This is a genomic window from Streptomyces sp. NPDC111606, assembly GCF_055656945.1.
Genome location: NZ_JBVKBY010000001.1, coordinates 330548 through 346741 on the forward strand (window position 1 = coordinate 330548; position 16194 = coordinate 346741).

Here is a 16194-nt window from a genome sequence, read left to right on the forward strand (position 1 = left end):
TCACAGCCGTTCGATGATCGTCACGTTGGCCTGGCCGCCGCCCTCGCACATCGTCTGAAGCCCGAACCGGCCGCCCGTGCGCTCCAGTTCGTGCAGCAGGGTCGTCATCAGCTTCACGCCGGTCGCGCCCAGGGGGTGGCCGAGGGCGATCGCGCCGCCGTTGACGTTGACCTTGTCGGGGTCGGCGCCGGTCTCCTTCAGCCAGGCCAGGACGACCGGCGCGAAGGCCTCGTTGATCTCCACGAGGTCGATGTCGTCGATCGACAGGCCGGTCTTCTTCAGGGCGTGGGCGGTGGCGGGGATGGGTGCGGTGAGCATGCGGATCGGGTCCTCGCCGCGCACCGAGAGATGGTGCACCCGGGCCCGGGGCGTGAGCCCGTGCTCGCGCACCGCCCGCTCCGAGGCAAGCAGCATCGCCGCCGCGCCGTCGGAGACCTGCGAGGAACAGGCTGCCGTGACCGTGCCGCCGTCGATCACCGGCTTCAGCCCGGCCATCTTCTCCAGGGAGGTGTCCCGGCGCGGCCCCTCGTCGACGGCGACGTCCCGGTAGGGCACGACCTCCCGCTCGAAGCGCCCCTCGTCGATCGCCCGCAGCGCCCGCCGGTGCGAGCGCAGCGCGAACTCCTCTTGGTCCTGCCTGCTGATCCCCCACTTGGCGGCGATCATCTCGGCGCCGGCGAACTGGTTGACCGGCTTCTCCCCGTACCGCGCCCGCCAGCCCTCGCTGCCCGCGAAGGGACCCGCCGTGAGACCGAGCGGCTCGGCGGCCTGCCGGGTGGCGAAGGCGATGGGGATCATCGACATGTTCTGCACGCCGCCCGCGACCACCAGGTCCTGGGTACCGGACAGCACGCCCTGCGCCGCGAAGTGCACGGCCTGCTGCGAGGACCCGCACTGCCGGTCCACGGTCACCCCCGGCACCTCCTCGGGCAGCCCCGCGGCCAGCCAGCAGGTCCGCGCGATGTCCCCGGCCTGTGGCCCGACGGCGTCCAGGCAGCCGAAGACGACGTCCTCGACGGCCACCGGGTCCATGCCCGCGCGCGCCACCAGTTCCTTCAGCACATGCGCGCCCAGGTCGGCCGGGTGGACCGCGCTGAGCCCTCCTTTGCGCCGCCCCACGGGCGTACGGACCGCTTCGACTATGTAGGCCTCGGCCATGGCAACTCCCCAATGGGAACAGTGGGTTATGTGCGTACGGCGATCCCGTCCAGCACCATCGACAGGTACTGCCGGGCGATCTCCTCCGGGGTGTGCTGTCCGCCGGGCCGGTACCAGGACGCGGCGACCCACACCGTGTCCCGCACGAACCGGTAGGTGAGCCGGACGTCGAGGTCGGACCGGAACACCCCGTCCGCGACCCCGCGCTCCAGCGTGGACAGCCACGCCTTCTCGAACTTGCGCTGCGAATCGGCGAGGAACGCGAACCGCTCCTGCGCCACCAGTTGTCTGTTCTCCTTCTGGTAGATCGCGACGGCGGCGCGGTGCCGGTCGATCTCCCGGAAGGACTCGGTGACCAGCGCCTCCAGCGTCTCGCGCGGGGCCGGCTCGGCCTCCAGGACGGCGTCGTAGCCGCTCCACAGCTCGTCGAGGAAGGAGCGCAGGATCTCTTCGAGCATCGACTCCTTGGAGTCGAAGTGGTAGTAGAGGCTGCCCGCGAGCATGCCCGCGTGGTCGGCGATCTTGCGTACGGTGGTGGCGTTGTAGCCCTGCTCGGCGAAGACCTCGGCGGCGGTGTCGAGGAGTTCGCGGCGGCGCGCCTGAGCGGCGGCGGCCGCGGGCTTTCCGGTGGCGGTCACCTGGGGCTTCTTCTTGGTCGGCACGGGTCCATTGTCGTCCTACGCGTGCTGGCTGCTGACGGAGACGATCTCGCCCGTCATGTACGAGGAGTACTCCGAGGCCAGGAAGACGATCACGTTGGCCACCTCCCAGGGCTCGGCGTACCGGCCGAAGGCCTCGCGCGCGGTCAGTTCCTCCAGCAGCTCGGGCGTGGTCACCTTCGCCAGGTGCGGGTGCATGGCGAGGCTCGGCGCCACCGCGTTGACCCGCACCCCGCATTCGGCCGCCTCGATCGCGGCGCACCGGGTCAGGGCCATCACGCCCGCCTTCGCGGCCGCGTAGTGCGCCTGTCCGGCCTGGGCGCGCCAGCCGACGACGGAGGCGTTGTTGACGATCACGCCGCCGGTGTCCCGCATCCGGCGGAGGGCGGCCCGGGTGCATCTGAAGGTGCCGTTCAGGGTCACGTCGAGGACTTTCGACCACTGCTCGTCGGTCATGTCGACGAGCGGCGAAGTCCCGCCGAGGCCCGCGTTGTTGACGACCACGTCGAGGCGGCCGTGCTCGGCCACGGCGGTGTCGAACAGCGCCTGCACCTGCGTCTCGTCGGTGACATCGCACATCGCCGACGTCACCGCACCCTCGAACTCGCGTGCCAGCTCCGCCTCGTATTCCTTCAGGCGCCGTGCGTGCGCGTCGCTGATCAGCACGCGGGCGCCCTCTTCGAGGAAGCGGCGCGCGGTCGCCCCGCCGATGCCGGCGCCGGCAGCCGCGGTGACGACGGCCGTGCGCCCGCGGAGCAGTTTGTGCCCGGGAACGTACGTCGGCGCCTCGACGTTTGTCATGGCAGCACGCTAACCTACCAAACACTTGTTAGGGAAGAGCTGCAAGGCTCCGGGGAGGGAGGGCGACGGTGGATCTGACCCACTCGAGCGCGGACGAGGCGTTCCGTGCCGAGGCCCGCGCCTGGCTGCGCGCGCAGGTGCCGCCCGATCCGCTCCCCTCTTTGGAGACCGAGGAGGGCTTCGCGGCACACCGGGCGTGGGAGGCCGAACTCGCCGCGGACCGCTGGTCGGTGGTGAACTGGCCGGCGGCGTACGGCGGCCGGGACGCCTCACTCGGGCGGTGGCTGCTGTTCGAGGAGGAGTACTACGCGGCGGGCGCGCCGGGCCGCGTCAACCAGAACGGCGTCAGCCTCCTCGCCCCGACCCTCTTCGACCACGGCACCGAGGAGCAACGCGCCCGCGTCCTGCCTCCCATGGCCACCGGTGAGGTGATCTGGGCGCAGGCCTGGTCGGAGCCGGAGGCGGGTTCGGACCTGGCGTCCCTGAAGTCGAGGGCCACGCGCGCGGCGGGCGGCTGGCTGCTGACCGGCCAGAAGACGTGGTCCTCGCGCGCGGCCTTCGCCGACCGTGCGTTCGGCCTGTTCCGCACCGATCCGGACGCGCCGAAGCCCCACCAGGGCCTGACCTACCTGATGTTCGACCTGCGCGCCCCCGGGGTCACGGTCCGCCCCATCGCCCGCCTCGACAGCAAGCCCGCCTTCGCGGAACTGTTCCTGGACGAGGTGTTCGTGCCGGACGAGGACGTGATCGGCGAGCCGGGCCAGGGCTGGCGCATCGCGATGTCGACGGCGGGCAACGAACGCGGGCTGATGCTGCGCTCCCCCGGCCGTTTCCTGGCGAGCGCCGACCGCCTCCACGCCCTCTGGCAGACCCGGGGCAGCCCCGAGAGCGCGAGGAAGGACGTGGCCGACGCCCTGATCGGCGCCCGCGCCTACCAGCTCTTCACCCTCGCCGCGGCCTCCCGCTTCCTCGACGGCGAGTCCATCGGCCCGGAGTCCAGCCTGAACAAGGTCTTCTGGTCGGAGTACGACATCGCCCTGCACGAAACGGCCCTCGACCTCCTGGGCCCCGACGGCGAACTCACCGACACCGACTGGTCCGAGCGCTACGTCTTCTCCCTGGCCGGCCCCATCTACGCCGGCACGAACGAGATCCAGCGCGACATCATCGCCGAGCGGTTGCTGGGCTTGCCCAAGGGGCGGCGCTGATGCGGGGGCTCCGCCGATGCCACGGGGGCGCCGCGGGCAGCCGGGGTGCGCAGCAATCCCGCCGAGCGGGACACCACCGCGACAACAGGACGACGCTGATGCGGGAGACCTGCCGACACCAAGGACACCGCTGCCGGCACGGTGGTACCGCACGCCGCAGACGCCCGGGGGCGCCGCATTTCCCCAGCAGGAACGCCATCCCGACGAAGGGACGGCGCTGATGCGACAGAGCTCCGCCGACGCCGATGCGAACGCCACCGGCATCGGGAGGGCCGTGTGACGCCGGCAGGGGCACCGGCATCGTCACCGCCACCGCCATCCCCGAAGGGACCCCGCTGATGAGGTTTCTCCTCGACCCCGAGCAGCGAGCCTTCGCCCGCTCGCTGGACTCGATGCTCGCGGCCGCCGACACGCCGTCGGTCGTGCGGGACTGGAGTCGTGGCGAGCAGGCCGGCGGCCGGGCGCTGTGGGCCCGGATCGCGGAGGCGGGAGTGTTCGCGCTGGCGGTTCCCGAGGCATACGACGGGCTGGGGCCGCGGCCCGTCGAACTCGCCCTCGCCTTCGTGGAGTTGGGTCGGCATGCCGTCCCCGGGCCGCTGGTGGAGACGGTCACGGCGGCGGCGCTGCTCGCCGGGCTGCCCGACCCCGGCCCCGCCAAGCGGCTCCTGCCGGCGCTGGCCGCGGGCGAGGCCATGGCGACGCTGGCGTGGCCGGCGCCGTATGCCCTCGACGGCGACATGGCCACGACACGCCTCGCTCTCACCCCCGACGGCCTGTACCTCTCCCCCGGCCATGGCCCCGTACGCCCCTCCCTGGACCCGGCCCGCCGCCTCACCCCCCTCGAACCCGGCGGCGAACTCCTCAGTCCGGATCCGCCCACCGCACAGGCGCTCGCCCACGCCCGTCTCGCCACCGCCGCCCAAGCCCTCGGCGTCGGTCTCGCGTTACTCGACAGAACCGTCGGCTACGTCAAGCAGCGCACCCAGTTCGGTGCCCCCATAGGCTCGTTCCAGGCGGTGAAGCACCGGTTGGCCGACGCGAAGATCGGCCTGGAGTTCGCCCGGCCGCTGCTTTTCGGGGCCGCGCTCACCATGGCGCCCGCCGACATCGCCGCCGCGAAGGTCACCGCCTGCGAGGCCGCGTACGCCGCCGCCCGTACCGCGCTGCAGTTGCACGGCGCGATCGGCTACACGGCGGAGTACGACCTGTCGCTGTGGCTGACCAAGGCCCGCGCGCTGCGCACCGCCTGGGGCAGCCCGGACCTGTGCAGGGCCGAGGTGCTCAGTGGTGATCGCCGCTGGTGACCTCGCGGTACTCCTCCGCCGTCGGCTTGGTGATCCGCGTCGTCGGCCCGAACATCGCCCGCGCCAGCCGGGCCCGTACCCGCTGGACCGGGCTGACCCGGCGCCGGACGCCGTTCGCGTCGACGAGCGGGCCGATCTCGTACGGCGGCTCCTGCTCGTGCTGGGTGAGGGTGAACAGCTGCCCCTGCGACAGGGGCTCGTGGACCTCGACGTACGCACCGTGCGGGAGCCGCTTGATGGTGCCCGTCTCCCTGCCGTGCAGCACGTTGGCCCGGTCCCGGCGCTGCAGCCCGAGACAGATCCGCTTGGTCACGTAGAAGGTGAGGACCGGCACGACGAAGAAGGAGATCCGCACGAACCACGTGATGGCGTTGATCGACAGATGCAGATGGGTGGCCACGATGTCGTTCCCACCGCCGATCAGCAGCACCGCGTACAGGCTCAGCCAGGCCGCGCCGAGGCCGGTGCGCACGGGCATGTTGCGCGGCCGGTCGAGGATGTGGTGCTCGCGTTTGTCGCCGGTGATCCACGCCTCGATGAAGGGATACAGGCCGAGCGCGATCAGGATCAGCGGGAAGAGCGAGAAGGGGATGAAGACGCCCAGTTCCAGGGTGTGGCCCCAGGCGTTGAGCTCCCATCCCGGCATCACCCGGATCAGGCCCTCGGAGAAGCCGAGATACCAGTCGGGTTGGGCGCCCGTGGTCACCAGGTCGGGGCGGTAGGGCCCGAAGGCCCACACCGGGTTGATGCTGGCGATGCCGCCCATGATCGTCAGTACGCCGAAGACGAGGAAGAAGAAGCCTCCCGCCTTGGCCATGTACACGGGCAGGAAGGGCATGCCGACGACCGACTTCTGGCCGCGGCCGGGGCCGGGGTACTGCGTGTGCTTGTGGTAGAAGACCAGGATCAGATGGGCGACCACCAGGCCGAGCATGATGCCGGGCAGCAGCAGGATGTGGACCGGATAGAGGCGCGCGATGAAGTCCTCGCCGGGGAACTCCCCGCCGAAGAGGAAGAACGCCACGTAGGTGCCCACGATCGGGATCGACAGGATCGCGCCGTGCGCGAACCGCAGGCCGGTGCCGGACAGCAGGTCGTCGGGGAGGGAGTAGCCGGTCAGGCCGGTGATGATGCCGAGCATCAGCAGGGTCCAGCCGAACACCCAGTTCAGCTCGCGCGGCTTGCGGAAGGCGCCCGTGAAGAACACCCGCATCATGTGCACCAGCATGCCGGTGACGAAGACCAGCGCCGCCCAGTGGTGGATCTGCCGGATCAGCAGCCCGCCGCGCACGTCGAAGCTGATGTCGAGCGTGGACTCGTACGCCCGGGTCATCAGGACCCCGTTGAGGGGCTCGTAGGAGCCGTTGTAGACGACCTCGGTGGTGCTCGGGTCGAAGAACAGGGTGAGGTAGACGCCCGTGAGGATCAGGATGAGGAAGCTGTAGAGGCAGACCTCGCCCAGCATGAAGGACCAGTGGTCCGGGAAGACCTTGCGCATGTTGGCCTTGGCCAGCGCGTACAGCCCGAGCCGCCCGTCCGCCCAGTCGGCGACCTTCTCGCCCTTGCCGGGCGGTGCGGGACGCCGCGCCGCCGTTGACTCGTTCCCCGATCGTGCGCCGTGCATAGGTCGTCGCCTCCCCGTCGGATCACCCACAGGGTGACATGGCCTCACGGGCCGCGCCAACGGTGCGAACAGGCCGCCGACGGGTCAGGCGGGCCGTACGATCCCCTGCGCCCGGGCCGCCACGAGCCACTTCGGGAACTCCGCGACCAGGCGGTCGTACAGCTCGGCGTCGGACACCTGCCGCGGATCCGAACCGGCGTGGAAGAACCCGGCGTTGTCGATCACTCTTTTGCCCGGCACCGCCAGCTCGTCGAGCTTGCGCAGGAAGTCGAACTGCCGGCTCGCCGGGTCCCCGAAGCCGATGAACTGCCAGAACAGGGGAAGCGGGGCCGCCTTGCACAGGTACCGTTCCGCGGCGAGCTTGTTGATGGGCCCGCCGTCGGTCTGGAACACGACCAGGGCCGGTTCCCGCGACCCGCTGTCCAGGTAGTGATCGATGACGGCGTCCATCGCCAGGTGGTAGCTGGTCTTGCCCATGTGCCCGAGCCCGGCCACGATCCGCTCGATCCGCCCCTGGTGGTCGGCGAGCGCGATCTCGGTCTCGGCGTCGACGTCGGTCGAGAAGAAGACCACCGGCACGGTTCCGTCGTCGTCGAAGTGCGCCGACAGCCCGAGCACCCGGTCGGCGAGCGCCTGCACGCTGCCGTCCTTGTAGTACGGCTTCATCGAACCGGAGTAGTCGACCACCAGATAGACCGCGGCCCGCACCCCGTCCAGCCCGTGCTTGCGCAGCGACACACCGGCGCTCTTGTACAGGCTGACCAGCGCGGGCGCGGTCTCCTCGACCTTGCTGAGACTGATCGCCGCCATACGTTCTCCCCCAAGTGCGTCCGTACGGCTGCCGAGATTACGGCACCACCGGCCCCACCTGTCCCTCCGTCCACAGGTGTTCGCTATTTTGATCGCCGCCGTCCCCACCGGCTCATCGTCCGTCCAATCCTCCGAGGAGCCGGCTGTGGAGCCCGAGTCCGCAGAGTCCGAGGCCGTCAGGCCCGACGCCACCAAGTCCGAGGCCGTCGTGCCCGACGCCGACAAGCCCGCCGTAACCACCTGCTATCGCCACCCGAAGGTGGAGTCGCACGTCCGCTGCACCCGCTGCGACCGGTACATCTGCCCGGACTGCATGCGCGAGGCGGCCGTCGGCCATCAGTGCGTGGAGTGCGTGAAGGAGGGCTCGCGGTCGGTGCGGCAGGCCCGGACGCTGGTCGGCGGGCGGATCTCCGCGACCCCGCTCGTGACCTCCGTACTCATCGGGCTCAACGTCCTCGCCTATGTGGCCGAGGTGGTGCGCCCGGAGATCCTGGACCGGTTCTCGATGCTCAGCGCCCGGCTGGTCGGGCCGGACGGCGGCTATTACATCTACGTCTCCGACCACCCCTCGGACTTTCACGCCGAAGGTCTGGTCGCCGGACAGTGGGAGCGGCTGCTGACCAGCGGTTTCCTCCACCTGCCGCCGACCGAGGGCACCTTCGGGCTGCTGCACATCGTGATGAACATGCTCTCGCTGTGGCAGCTCGGCCGGGTCGTGGAGCCGATGCTGGGGCGGGTCCGCTACCTCGCGCTGTACCTGCTGGCGACGCTGGGCGGGTCGGTGCTCCAGCTGCTGCTCGGGGACGTGAACGTGGAGTCGGTCGGCGCGTCGGGCGCGATCTTCGGGCTCGGCGCCGCGTACTACGTCCTGGCCCGCCGGATCGGCGCCGACATGAGAGCCGTCAACCGCTTCATGGCGTTCCTGCTCCTGTGGCTGCTGCTCTCCGCCGGCCTCACATCCTGGCAGGGCCACCTCGGCGGACTGCTGACCGGAGCCGCGGTGACTCTCGCCTACGCGTACGCCCCGCGCGGCCCGCGCCAGGCCCTCATCCAGACGGCCGCCTGCGTGGGGGTGCTGGTGCTGCTGGCGGTGCTCGCGGTCGCGAAGGTGTCGGAGCTGACGGGCTGAGAAGCGGCCCCGCAGGCACAAAGCGGCGGCGCCTGCCCAGTCCGGTCGGGGACTGTGGGCAGGCGCCGTCTGTGTTCCGTACGCCTTTGTACGGGACGTCTATGAGTGACCGTCAGGTCACTTGTGGTGCCGTCAGACCATCAGCGAGCGGTCCGTCGGACGGATCGGCGCGGGCAGCTCGCTGGCGCCGGTCAGGAAGCGGTCGCAGCCGCGGGCGGCCGAGCGGCCCTCCGCGATGGCCCACACGATGAGCGACTGGCCGCGGCCGGCGTCACCGGCGACGAACACGCCCGGCACGTTGGTCTGGAAGTCGGCGTCGCGGGCGATGTTGCCGCGCTCGTCGAGGTCCAGGCCGAACTGGTCCGTCAGGCCGTTGTCACGGTCGGGTCCGGTGAAGCCCATGGCCAGCGTGACCAGCTGGGCGGGGATCTTGCGCTCCGTGCCCGGCTTCTGGGTCAGCTTGCCGTCGACGAACTCGACCTCGGTGAGGTGCAGCCACTGGACGTTGCCGTCCTCGTCGCCCTCGAAGTGGGTGGTGGAGACGGAGTAGACCCGCTCGCCGCCCTCCTCGTGCGCGGACGTGACCTTGTACAGCATCGGGAAGGTCGGCCACGGCTGGTGCGGCGCGCGGTCCTCGCCCGGGCGGGGCATGATCTCCAGCTGCGTGACGGAGGCCGCGCCCTGACGGTGGGCGGTGCCCACGCAGTCGGCACCGGTGTCGCCACCGCCGATGACCACGACGTGCTTGCCCTCGGCGGAGATCGGGGAGGTGACGTAGTCGCCCTCCTGGACCTTGTTCGCCAGCGGCAGGTACTCCATGGCCTGGTGGACGCCCTTGAGCTCGCGGCCGGGGACCGGCAGGTCACGGGCGGTCGTGGCGCCGGCGGCGATGACGACGGCGTCGTAGCGCTTCTTGAGGTCGGTCGCCTTGAGGTCGCGGCCGATCTCGATGCCGGTACGGAAGCGGGTGCCCTCCGCGCGCATCTGCTCGATACGGCGGTTGATGTGCCGCTTCTCCATCTTGAACTCGGGGATGCCGTAGCGCAGGAGGCCACCGATGCGGTCCGCGCGCTCGTACACGGCCACGGTGTGGCCGGCCCGGGTCAGCTGCTGGGCGGCGGCGAGGCCCGCCGGGCCCGAGCCGATGACGGCGACGGTCTTGCCGGACAGGCGCTCCGGGATCTGCGGCGCGACGTCACCGCCGTCCCACGCCTTGTCGATGATGGAGACCTCGACGTTCTTGATGGTGACGGCCGGCTGGTTGATGCCGAGCACACACGCCGACTCGCAGGGAGCGGGGCAGAGGCGACCGGTGAACTCCGGGAAGTTGTTGGTCGCGTGCAGCCGCTCGCTCGCGGCCGCCCAGTCCTCGCGGTAGGCGTAGTCGTTCCACTCGGGGATCAGGTTCCCGAGCGGACAGCCGTTGTGGCAGAACGGGATGCCGCAGTCCATGCAGCGACTGGCCTGCTTGCTGATGATCGGCAGCAGGGAGCCGGGGACGTAGACCTCGTTCCAGTCCTTGAGGCGTACGTCGACGGGGCGGGACTTGGCGACCTCGCGCCCGTGGTTGAGGAAGCCCTTCGGGTCAGCCATTGATCGCCGCCTCCATCATCTTCTCGGTGATCTCGGTCTCGGAGAGACCGGCTCGCTCGGCGGCGTCCTTGGCGGCGAGCACTGCCTTGTACGTGCTGGGGATGATCTTGCTGAAGCGCTCGACCGCGGTCTCCCACTCGGCCAGGAGCTTCTCGGCGACCGTGGAGCCGGTCTCCTCCTGGTGGCGGCGGACCACGTCGTGCAGCCACTGCTTGTCGGTGTCGTCGAGAGCCTCGACGGCGCTGACGTTGCCGACGTTGACGTTGTCGCGGTCGAGGTCGATGACGTACGCGATGCCGCCGGACATGCCGGCCGCGAAGTTGCGGCCCGTCTCGCCGAGGACCACCGCGTGACCGCCGGTCATGTACTCGCAGCCGTGGTCGCCCACGCCCTCAGAGACGACCGTCGCGCCGGAGTTGCGGACACAGAACCGCTCGCCCGTACGACCGCGCAGGAACAGCTCACCGCCGGTCGCGCCGTACGCGATGGTGTTGCCCGCGATCGTCGAGTACTCGGCGAGGTGGTCGGCGCCCCGGTCGGGACGGACGATCACCCGGCCGCCGGAGAGGCCCTTGCCGACGTAGTCGTTGGCGTCGCCCTCCAGGCGCAGCGTGACACCGCGCGGCAGGAAGGCACCGAAGGACTGGCCCGCCGAGCCCGTGAAGGTGATGTCGATGGTGTCGTCGGGCAGGCCCGCGCCACCGAACTTCTTCGTCACCTCGTGGCCGAGCATGGTGCCGACCGTGCGGTTGATGTTGCGGACCTTGATCTGGGCGCGCACCGGCTGGGCGTCGGTCGCGGAGTCCGCGGCCAGCGCGTCGGCGGCGAGCTTGATGAGCTCGTTGTCGAGCGCCTTCTCCAGACCGTGGTCCTGCTCGACCAGCGCGTGGCGCACCGCGCCCTCGGGCAGCTCGGGCACGTGGAACAGCGGGGCCAGGTCCAGGCCCTGCGCCTTCCAGTGGTCGACCGCGCGGGTCACGTCGAGGTTCTCGGCGTGGCCGACGGCCTCCTCGATGGAGCGGAAGCCCAGCTCGGCGAGGATCTCGCGGACCTCTTCGGCGATGTACTGGAAGAAGTTCACGACGTACTCGGCCTTGCCGGAGAACCGGTCCCTCAGGGTCGGGTTCTGGGTGGCGATGCCGACCGGGCAGGTGTCCAGGTGGCAGACGCGCATCATGATGCAGCCGGAGACGACGAGCGGCGCGGTCGCGAAACCGAACTCCTCGGCGCCGAGCAGAGCGGCGATGACGACGTCACGGCCGGTCTTCAGCTGGCCGTCGGTCTGCACGACGATGCGGTCGCGCAGGCCGTTGAGCAGCAGGGTCTGCTGGGTCTCGGCGAGACCGAGCTCCCAGGGGCCACCGGCGTGCTTCAGCGAGGTGAGCGGGGAGGCACCCGTACCACCGTCGTGACCGGAGATCAGGACCACGTCCGCGTGCGCCTTGGAGACACCCGCGGCGACCGTGCCGACGCCGACCTCGGAGACCAGCTTCACGTGGATGCGGGCCTGCGGGTTGGCGTTCTTGAGGTCGTGGATCAGCTGAGCCAGGTCCTCGATGGAGTAGATGTCGTGGTGCGGCGGCGGGGAGATCAGGCCAACGCCCGGCGTCGAGTGACGCGTCTTCGCGACCCACGGGTAGACCTTGTGGCCGGGCAGCTGGCCGCCCTCGCCGGGCTTGGCGCCCTGGGCCATCTTGATCTGGATGTCGTCGGCGTTGACCAGGTACTCGGAGGTCACACCGAAGCGGCCGGACGCGACCTGCTTGATGCTCGACCGGCGCGCCGGGTCGTACAGACGATCCGGGTCCTCGCCGCCCTCACCGGTGTTGGACTTGCCGCCCAGCTGGTTCATGGCGATGGCGAGGGTCTCGTGCGCCTCCTTGGAGATGGAGCCGTACGACATGGCGCCGGTGGAGAAGCGCTTGACGATCTCGGAAGCCGGCTCGACCTCGTCGATGGAGATCGACTGCCGGTCGGACGTGAAGCCGAAGAGCCCGCGGAGCGTCATCAGGCGCTCGGACTGCTCGTTCACGCGCTCGGTGTACTTCTTGAAGATGTCGTAGCGACCGGTGCGCGTGGAGTGCTGGAGGCGGAAGATCGTCTCCGGGTCGAACAGGTGCGGCTCGCCCTCGCGACGCCACTGGTACTCGCCGCCTATCTCCAGCGCGCGGTGCGCCGGGGCGATACCCGAGGCGGGGTAGGCCTTGGAGTGGCGGGCGGCGACCTCCTTGGCGATGACGTCGAGGCCGACGCCGCCGATCTTGGTGGCCGTGCCGTTGAAGTACTTCTCGACGAAGGCGGTGTCGAGGCCGACGGCCTCGAAGACCTGCGCGCCGCGGTAGGAGGCGACGGTGGAGATGCCCATCTTGGACATGACCTTCAGGACGCCCTTGCCGAGGGCGTAGATCAGGTTGCGGATGGCCGTCTCGGCCTCCATGCCCGGCAGGAAGGTACCGGCGCGAACGAGGTCCTCGACCGACTCCATCGCCAGGTACGGGTTCACGGCCGCGGCGCCGAAGCCGATGAGCAGGGCGACGTGGTGGACCTCGCGGACGTCACCGGCCTCGACCAGCAGGCCCACGTGGGTGCGCTGCTTGGTGCGGATGAGGTGGTGGTGGACGGCCGCGGTGAGCAGCAGCGACGGGATCGGCGCGTGCTCGGCGTCGGAGTGACGGTCCGACAGGACGATCAGGCGGGCGCCGTTCTCGATGGCGGCGTCGGCCTCGGCGCAGATCTCCTCTATGCGCGCGGCCAGCGCGTCACCGCCGCCGTGCACCCGGTACAGGCCGGACAGGGTCGCGGCCTTGAAGCCGGGCATGTCGCCGTCGGCGTTGATGTGGATGAGCTTGGCCAGCTCGTCGTTGTCGATCACCGGGAACGGCAGGGTGACGCTGCGGCAGGACGCGGCCGTCGGCTCCAGCAGGTTGCCCTGCGGGCCGAGGGACGAGAACAGCGAGGTCACGAGCTCCTCGCGGATGGCGTCCAGCGGCGGGTTGGTGACCTGCGCGAACAGCTGGGTGAAGTAGTCGAAGAGCAGTCGCGGCCGGTCGCTCAGCGCGGCGATCGGCGAGTCGGTGCCCATCGAGCCGATCGGCTCGGCGCCGGCCTTGGCCATCGGCGCGAGGATGACGCGCAGCTCCTCCTCGGTGTAACCGAAGGTCTGCTGGCGGCGGGTGACCGACGCGTGCGTGTGCACGATGTGCTCGCGCTCGGGCAGGTCGGACAGCTCGATCTCGCCGGCTTCCAGCCACTCGGCGTACGGCTTCTCCGCCGCGAGCTCGGCCTTGATCTCGTCGTCCTCGATGATGCGGTGCTCGGCGGTGTCGACGAGGAACATCCGGCCGGGCTGCAGGCGGCCCTTGCGGACGACCTTGGCGGGGTCGATGTCGAGGACGCCGACCTCGGAGCCGAGGACGACGAGGCCGTCGTCGGTGACCCAGTAGCGCCCGGGGCGCAGGCCGTTGCGGTCGAGCACGGCGCCGACCTGGGTGCCGTCGGTGAAGGTGACACAGGCCGGGCCGTCCCAGGGCTCCATCATCGTGGAGTGGAACTGGTAGAAGGCGCGCCGGGCCGGGTCCATGGAGTCGTGGTTCTCCCACGCCTCCGGGATCATCATCAGCACGGAGTGCGGCAGCGAGCGGCCACCGAGGTGGAGCAGCTCCAGCACCTCGTCGAAGGACGCCGAGTCGGAGGCGTCCGGCGTACACACCGGGAAGATGCGCTCCAGGGCCTTGTCGTCGGATCCGAACAGGTCGGAGACGAGCTGCGACTCACGGGCACGCATCCAGTTGCGGTTGCCCTTGACGGTGTTGATCTCACCGTTGTGCGCGACGAAGCGATAGGGGTGCGCGAGCGGCCACGACGGGAAGGTGTTCGTCGAGAAGCGCGAGTGGACGAGGGCGACGGCCGAGGCGAAGCGGCGGTCGGACAGGTCCGGGAAGAAGGGCTCCAGCTGGCCGGTGGTCAGCATGCCCTTGTAGACGATCGTGCGGGCCGACAGCGACGGGAAGTAGACGCCGGCCTCGCGCTCGGCGCGCTTGCGCAGCACGAAGGCCTTGCGGTCGAGGTCGATGCCCTCCGAGGAGCCGTCCCCGACGAACACCTGCCGGAAGGCGGGCATCGTCGAACGGGCGGTGGCGCCCAGCAGTTCGGGCGCGACGGGGACCTCACGCCAGCCGAGGACGTTCAGACCCTCCTCGGACGCGATCGTCTCGATCTGCGAGACGGCGTCCTGGGTCCCGTCCTCCGGCAGGAAGGCGATACCGACGGCATACGCACCGGCCTGGGGCAGTTCGAATTCGGTCACCGCACGCAGGAAGGCGTCCGGCACCTGGGAGAGGATGCCCGCGCCGTCGCCCGAGTCGGGCTCGGAGCCCGTGGCGCCGCGGTGTTCGAGATTGCGCAGAACGGTGAGCGCCTGCTCGACCAGCGTGTGGCTCGCCTCGCCGGTGAGGGTGGCCACGAAGCCGACGCCACAGGCGTCGTGCTCGTTGCGGGGGTCGTACATACCCTGCGCAGCAGGGCGAGCATCCATGAACGACCAGTTCTGGCCATTCGCTGAGTGCTGGGACGGCTGGCGCGGCGTACGCATCGGCTCTCCCGTCGTCGTCATCTGGCATATGCAAATTGCCGAGGGACGACGTTGGCCCTCTGCGTGAGTGCAAAATTTCGTGCAGGTTACATGATGGAGCGGTTCTCGGGAAGCGGGATAATCCGTTCCAACATGCGGACACCACGGGCTTATGGCGGGGGTTCCGCGCACATGGCTTGAAGTATGTGGGGACCGAGCGGGACAGGTCCATGTCCGTCGGTCCAGGGGGGCGGAGGCGGGCGTCGTCGCCCACCCCGCGAGTGCGTCACAGGCCTCATTGCCCGCAGTGCTTACGGCTCATGCCCGGTGGTTAAGCATTCGAAACCAGCGAGTAACGGCTACTTATGCGGCCCAACGCATAAGTCCGAGCCGAGCTATCCTACGGCCGTTCCGAACAGGCTGCCCAGGGCGTACGTCACACCGGCCGCGGCGCCACCGAGCGCGAGCTGCCGCACGCCGCTGAACCACCAGCTGCGCGCGGTCACCTTGGCCACGACCGCACCGCACAGGAACAGCCCCGCCAGCGCCAGCAGCACGGCCGGCCACAGCGCGGTCGCACCGAGCAGATACGGCAGTACGGGCAGCAGGGCGCCCAGCGCGAACGACCCGAACGACGACACGGCCGCGACCAGCGGCGACGGCAGATCTCCGGGGTCGATGCCGAGCTCTTCACGAGCATGTATCTCCAGAGCCACTTCGGGATCGCGGGAGAGCTGCTCGGCGACGGCCCGCGCCAGCGCCGGCTCGACACCCCGCGATTCGTAGAGGGCGGCGAGCTCGGCCTCCTCGTCCTTGGGGTGCTTCCTCAGCTCCCGCCGCTCGACGTCCAGCTCGGCCTCGACCAGCTCACGCTGGGAGGCGACGGAGGTGTACTCACCGGCGGCCATGGAGAAGGCACCGGCGGAAAGACCGGCGAGCCCGCTGAGCACGATGGTCTGATGGCTGACCGCCCCACCCGCGACACCGGTCATCAGGGCGAGGTTGGAGACCAGACCGTCCATCGCGCCGAATACGGCGGGGCGCAGCCAGCCGCCGTTCACATCCCGGTGCGTGTGGTTGTCACGGTGCGCCTCATGCAGCGCGGCTTCGGTCTCGATGATGGCCATGAAGGGTCCCCCAGAAAGCTCAGGTAAGGCTGCCTTTAGACACGTTCTACTCTTTGACAACGCCAAATCTACGCTTCAAGATTCCCCGCCGCCAGCAAGGAAAGGCTGCGCTAACCTGCGCTTTTCCCTTAGAACGCTCATTCGTGGCTCGTCCCGCACAGATGTCGACCGGGTGACTCTGAGGCTTCTGAGGCTCGGGTCAACCGCCGAC

At 70.0% G+C, this 16194-nt stretch carries 11 protein-coding genes; 3 read left to right on the plus strand and 8 right to left on the minus strand.

Annotation, left to right across the window (positions count from 1 at the left end; translation table 11 throughout):
- The 3 genes from ACZ7M7_RS01545 to ACZ7M7_RS01555 are packed head-to-tail and all read right to left on the minus strand — an operon-like array spanning position 1 to position 2618.
- Complete coding sequence (locus tag ACZ7M7_RS01545) at positions 1-1158, minus strand: acetyl-CoA C-acetyltransferase (protein WP_427841529.1); 1158 nt, start codon at positions 1156-1158, stop codon at positions 1-3.
- Positions 1159-1184: 26 nt separating this feature from the next.
- Complete coding sequence (locus tag ACZ7M7_RS01550) at positions 1185-1820, minus strand: TetR/AcrR family transcriptional regulator (protein WP_383596781.1); 636 nt, start codon at positions 1818-1820, stop codon at positions 1185-1187.
- Between the two features lie 15 nt (positions 1821-1835).
- Positions 1836-2618, minus strand: coding sequence for an SDR family oxidoreductase (locus ACZ7M7_RS01555; RefSeq protein WP_383623789.1), 783 nt, complete (start codon positions 2616-2618; stop codon positions 1836-1838).
- A gap of 68 nt (positions 2619-2686) precedes the next feature.
- On the opposite strand from ACZ7M7_RS01555, the gene ACZ7M7_RS01560 reads away from it, so the two are divergent.
- The gene (locus ACZ7M7_RS01560; RefSeq protein WP_472111731.1) at positions 2687-3826 is read left to right on the plus strand and encodes an acyl-CoA dehydrogenase family protein; all 1140 of its coding nucleotides are present in this window, start codon (positions 2687-2689) and stop codon (positions 3824-3826) included.
- Positions 3827-4164: 338 nt separating this feature from the next.
- Entirely contained in the window at positions 4165-5130 is a 966-nt protein-coding gene (locus ACZ7M7_RS01565) for an acyl-CoA dehydrogenase family protein (RefSeq protein ID WP_472111734.1), read from the plus strand.
- Here the strand turns inward: ACZ7M7_RS01565 and qcrB are convergent.
- Together qcrB and ACZ7M7_RS01575 are read right to left on the minus strand one after the other, a co-directional pair.
- Positions 5108-6754, minus strand: a complete 1647-nt coding sequence (gene qcrB / locus ACZ7M7_RS01570) for a cytochrome bc1 complex cytochrome b subunit (RefSeq protein WP_472111737.1) — start codon at positions 6752-6754, stop codon at positions 5108-5110. The genes ACZ7M7_RS01565 and qcrB overlap by 23 nt on opposite strands.
- Before the next feature lie 84 nt (positions 6755-6838).
- The gene (locus ACZ7M7_RS01575; RefSeq protein WP_363034674.1) at positions 6839-7564 is read right to left on the minus strand and encodes a vWA domain-containing protein; all 726 of its coding nucleotides are present in this window, start codon (positions 7562-7564) and stop codon (positions 6839-6841) included.
- Between the two features lie 208 nt (positions 7565-7772).
- On the opposite strand from ACZ7M7_RS01575, the gene ACZ7M7_RS01580 reads away from it, so the two are divergent.
- Entirely contained in the window at positions 7773-8693 is a 921-nt protein-coding gene (locus tag ACZ7M7_RS01580) for a rhomboid family intramembrane serine protease (RefSeq protein ID WP_383597665.1), read from the plus strand.
- Positions 8694-8825: 132 nt separating this feature from the next.
- Here the strand turns inward: ACZ7M7_RS01580 and ACZ7M7_RS01585 are convergent, their stop codons facing one another.
- The 3 genes from ACZ7M7_RS01585 to ACZ7M7_RS01595 form a co-directional block, all read right to left on the minus strand.
- Complete coding sequence (locus ACZ7M7_RS01585) at positions 8826-10286, minus strand: glutamate synthase subunit beta (protein ID WP_383596767.1); 1461 nt, start codon at positions 10284-10286, stop codon at positions 8826-8828.
- Positions 10279-14877 carry a glutamate synthase large subunit gene (gene gltB, locus ACZ7M7_RS01590; protein WP_472113853.1) on the minus strand — a complete coding sequence of 1533 codons (4599 nt, stop codon included), beginning with the start codon at positions 14875-14877 and terminating at the stop codon, positions 10279-10281. Before gltB ends, ACZ7M7_RS01585 begins: the two co-directional genes overlap by 8 nt.
- Positions 14878-15251: 374 nt before the next feature.
- Positions 15252-15983 carry a VIT1/CCC1 transporter family protein gene (locus ACZ7M7_RS01595; protein ID WP_472111740.1) on the minus strand — a complete coding sequence of 244 codons (732 nt, stop codon included), beginning with the start codon at positions 15981-15983 and terminating at the stop codon, positions 15252-15254.
- Between the last annotated feature and the right edge of the window lie 211 nt (positions 15984-16194).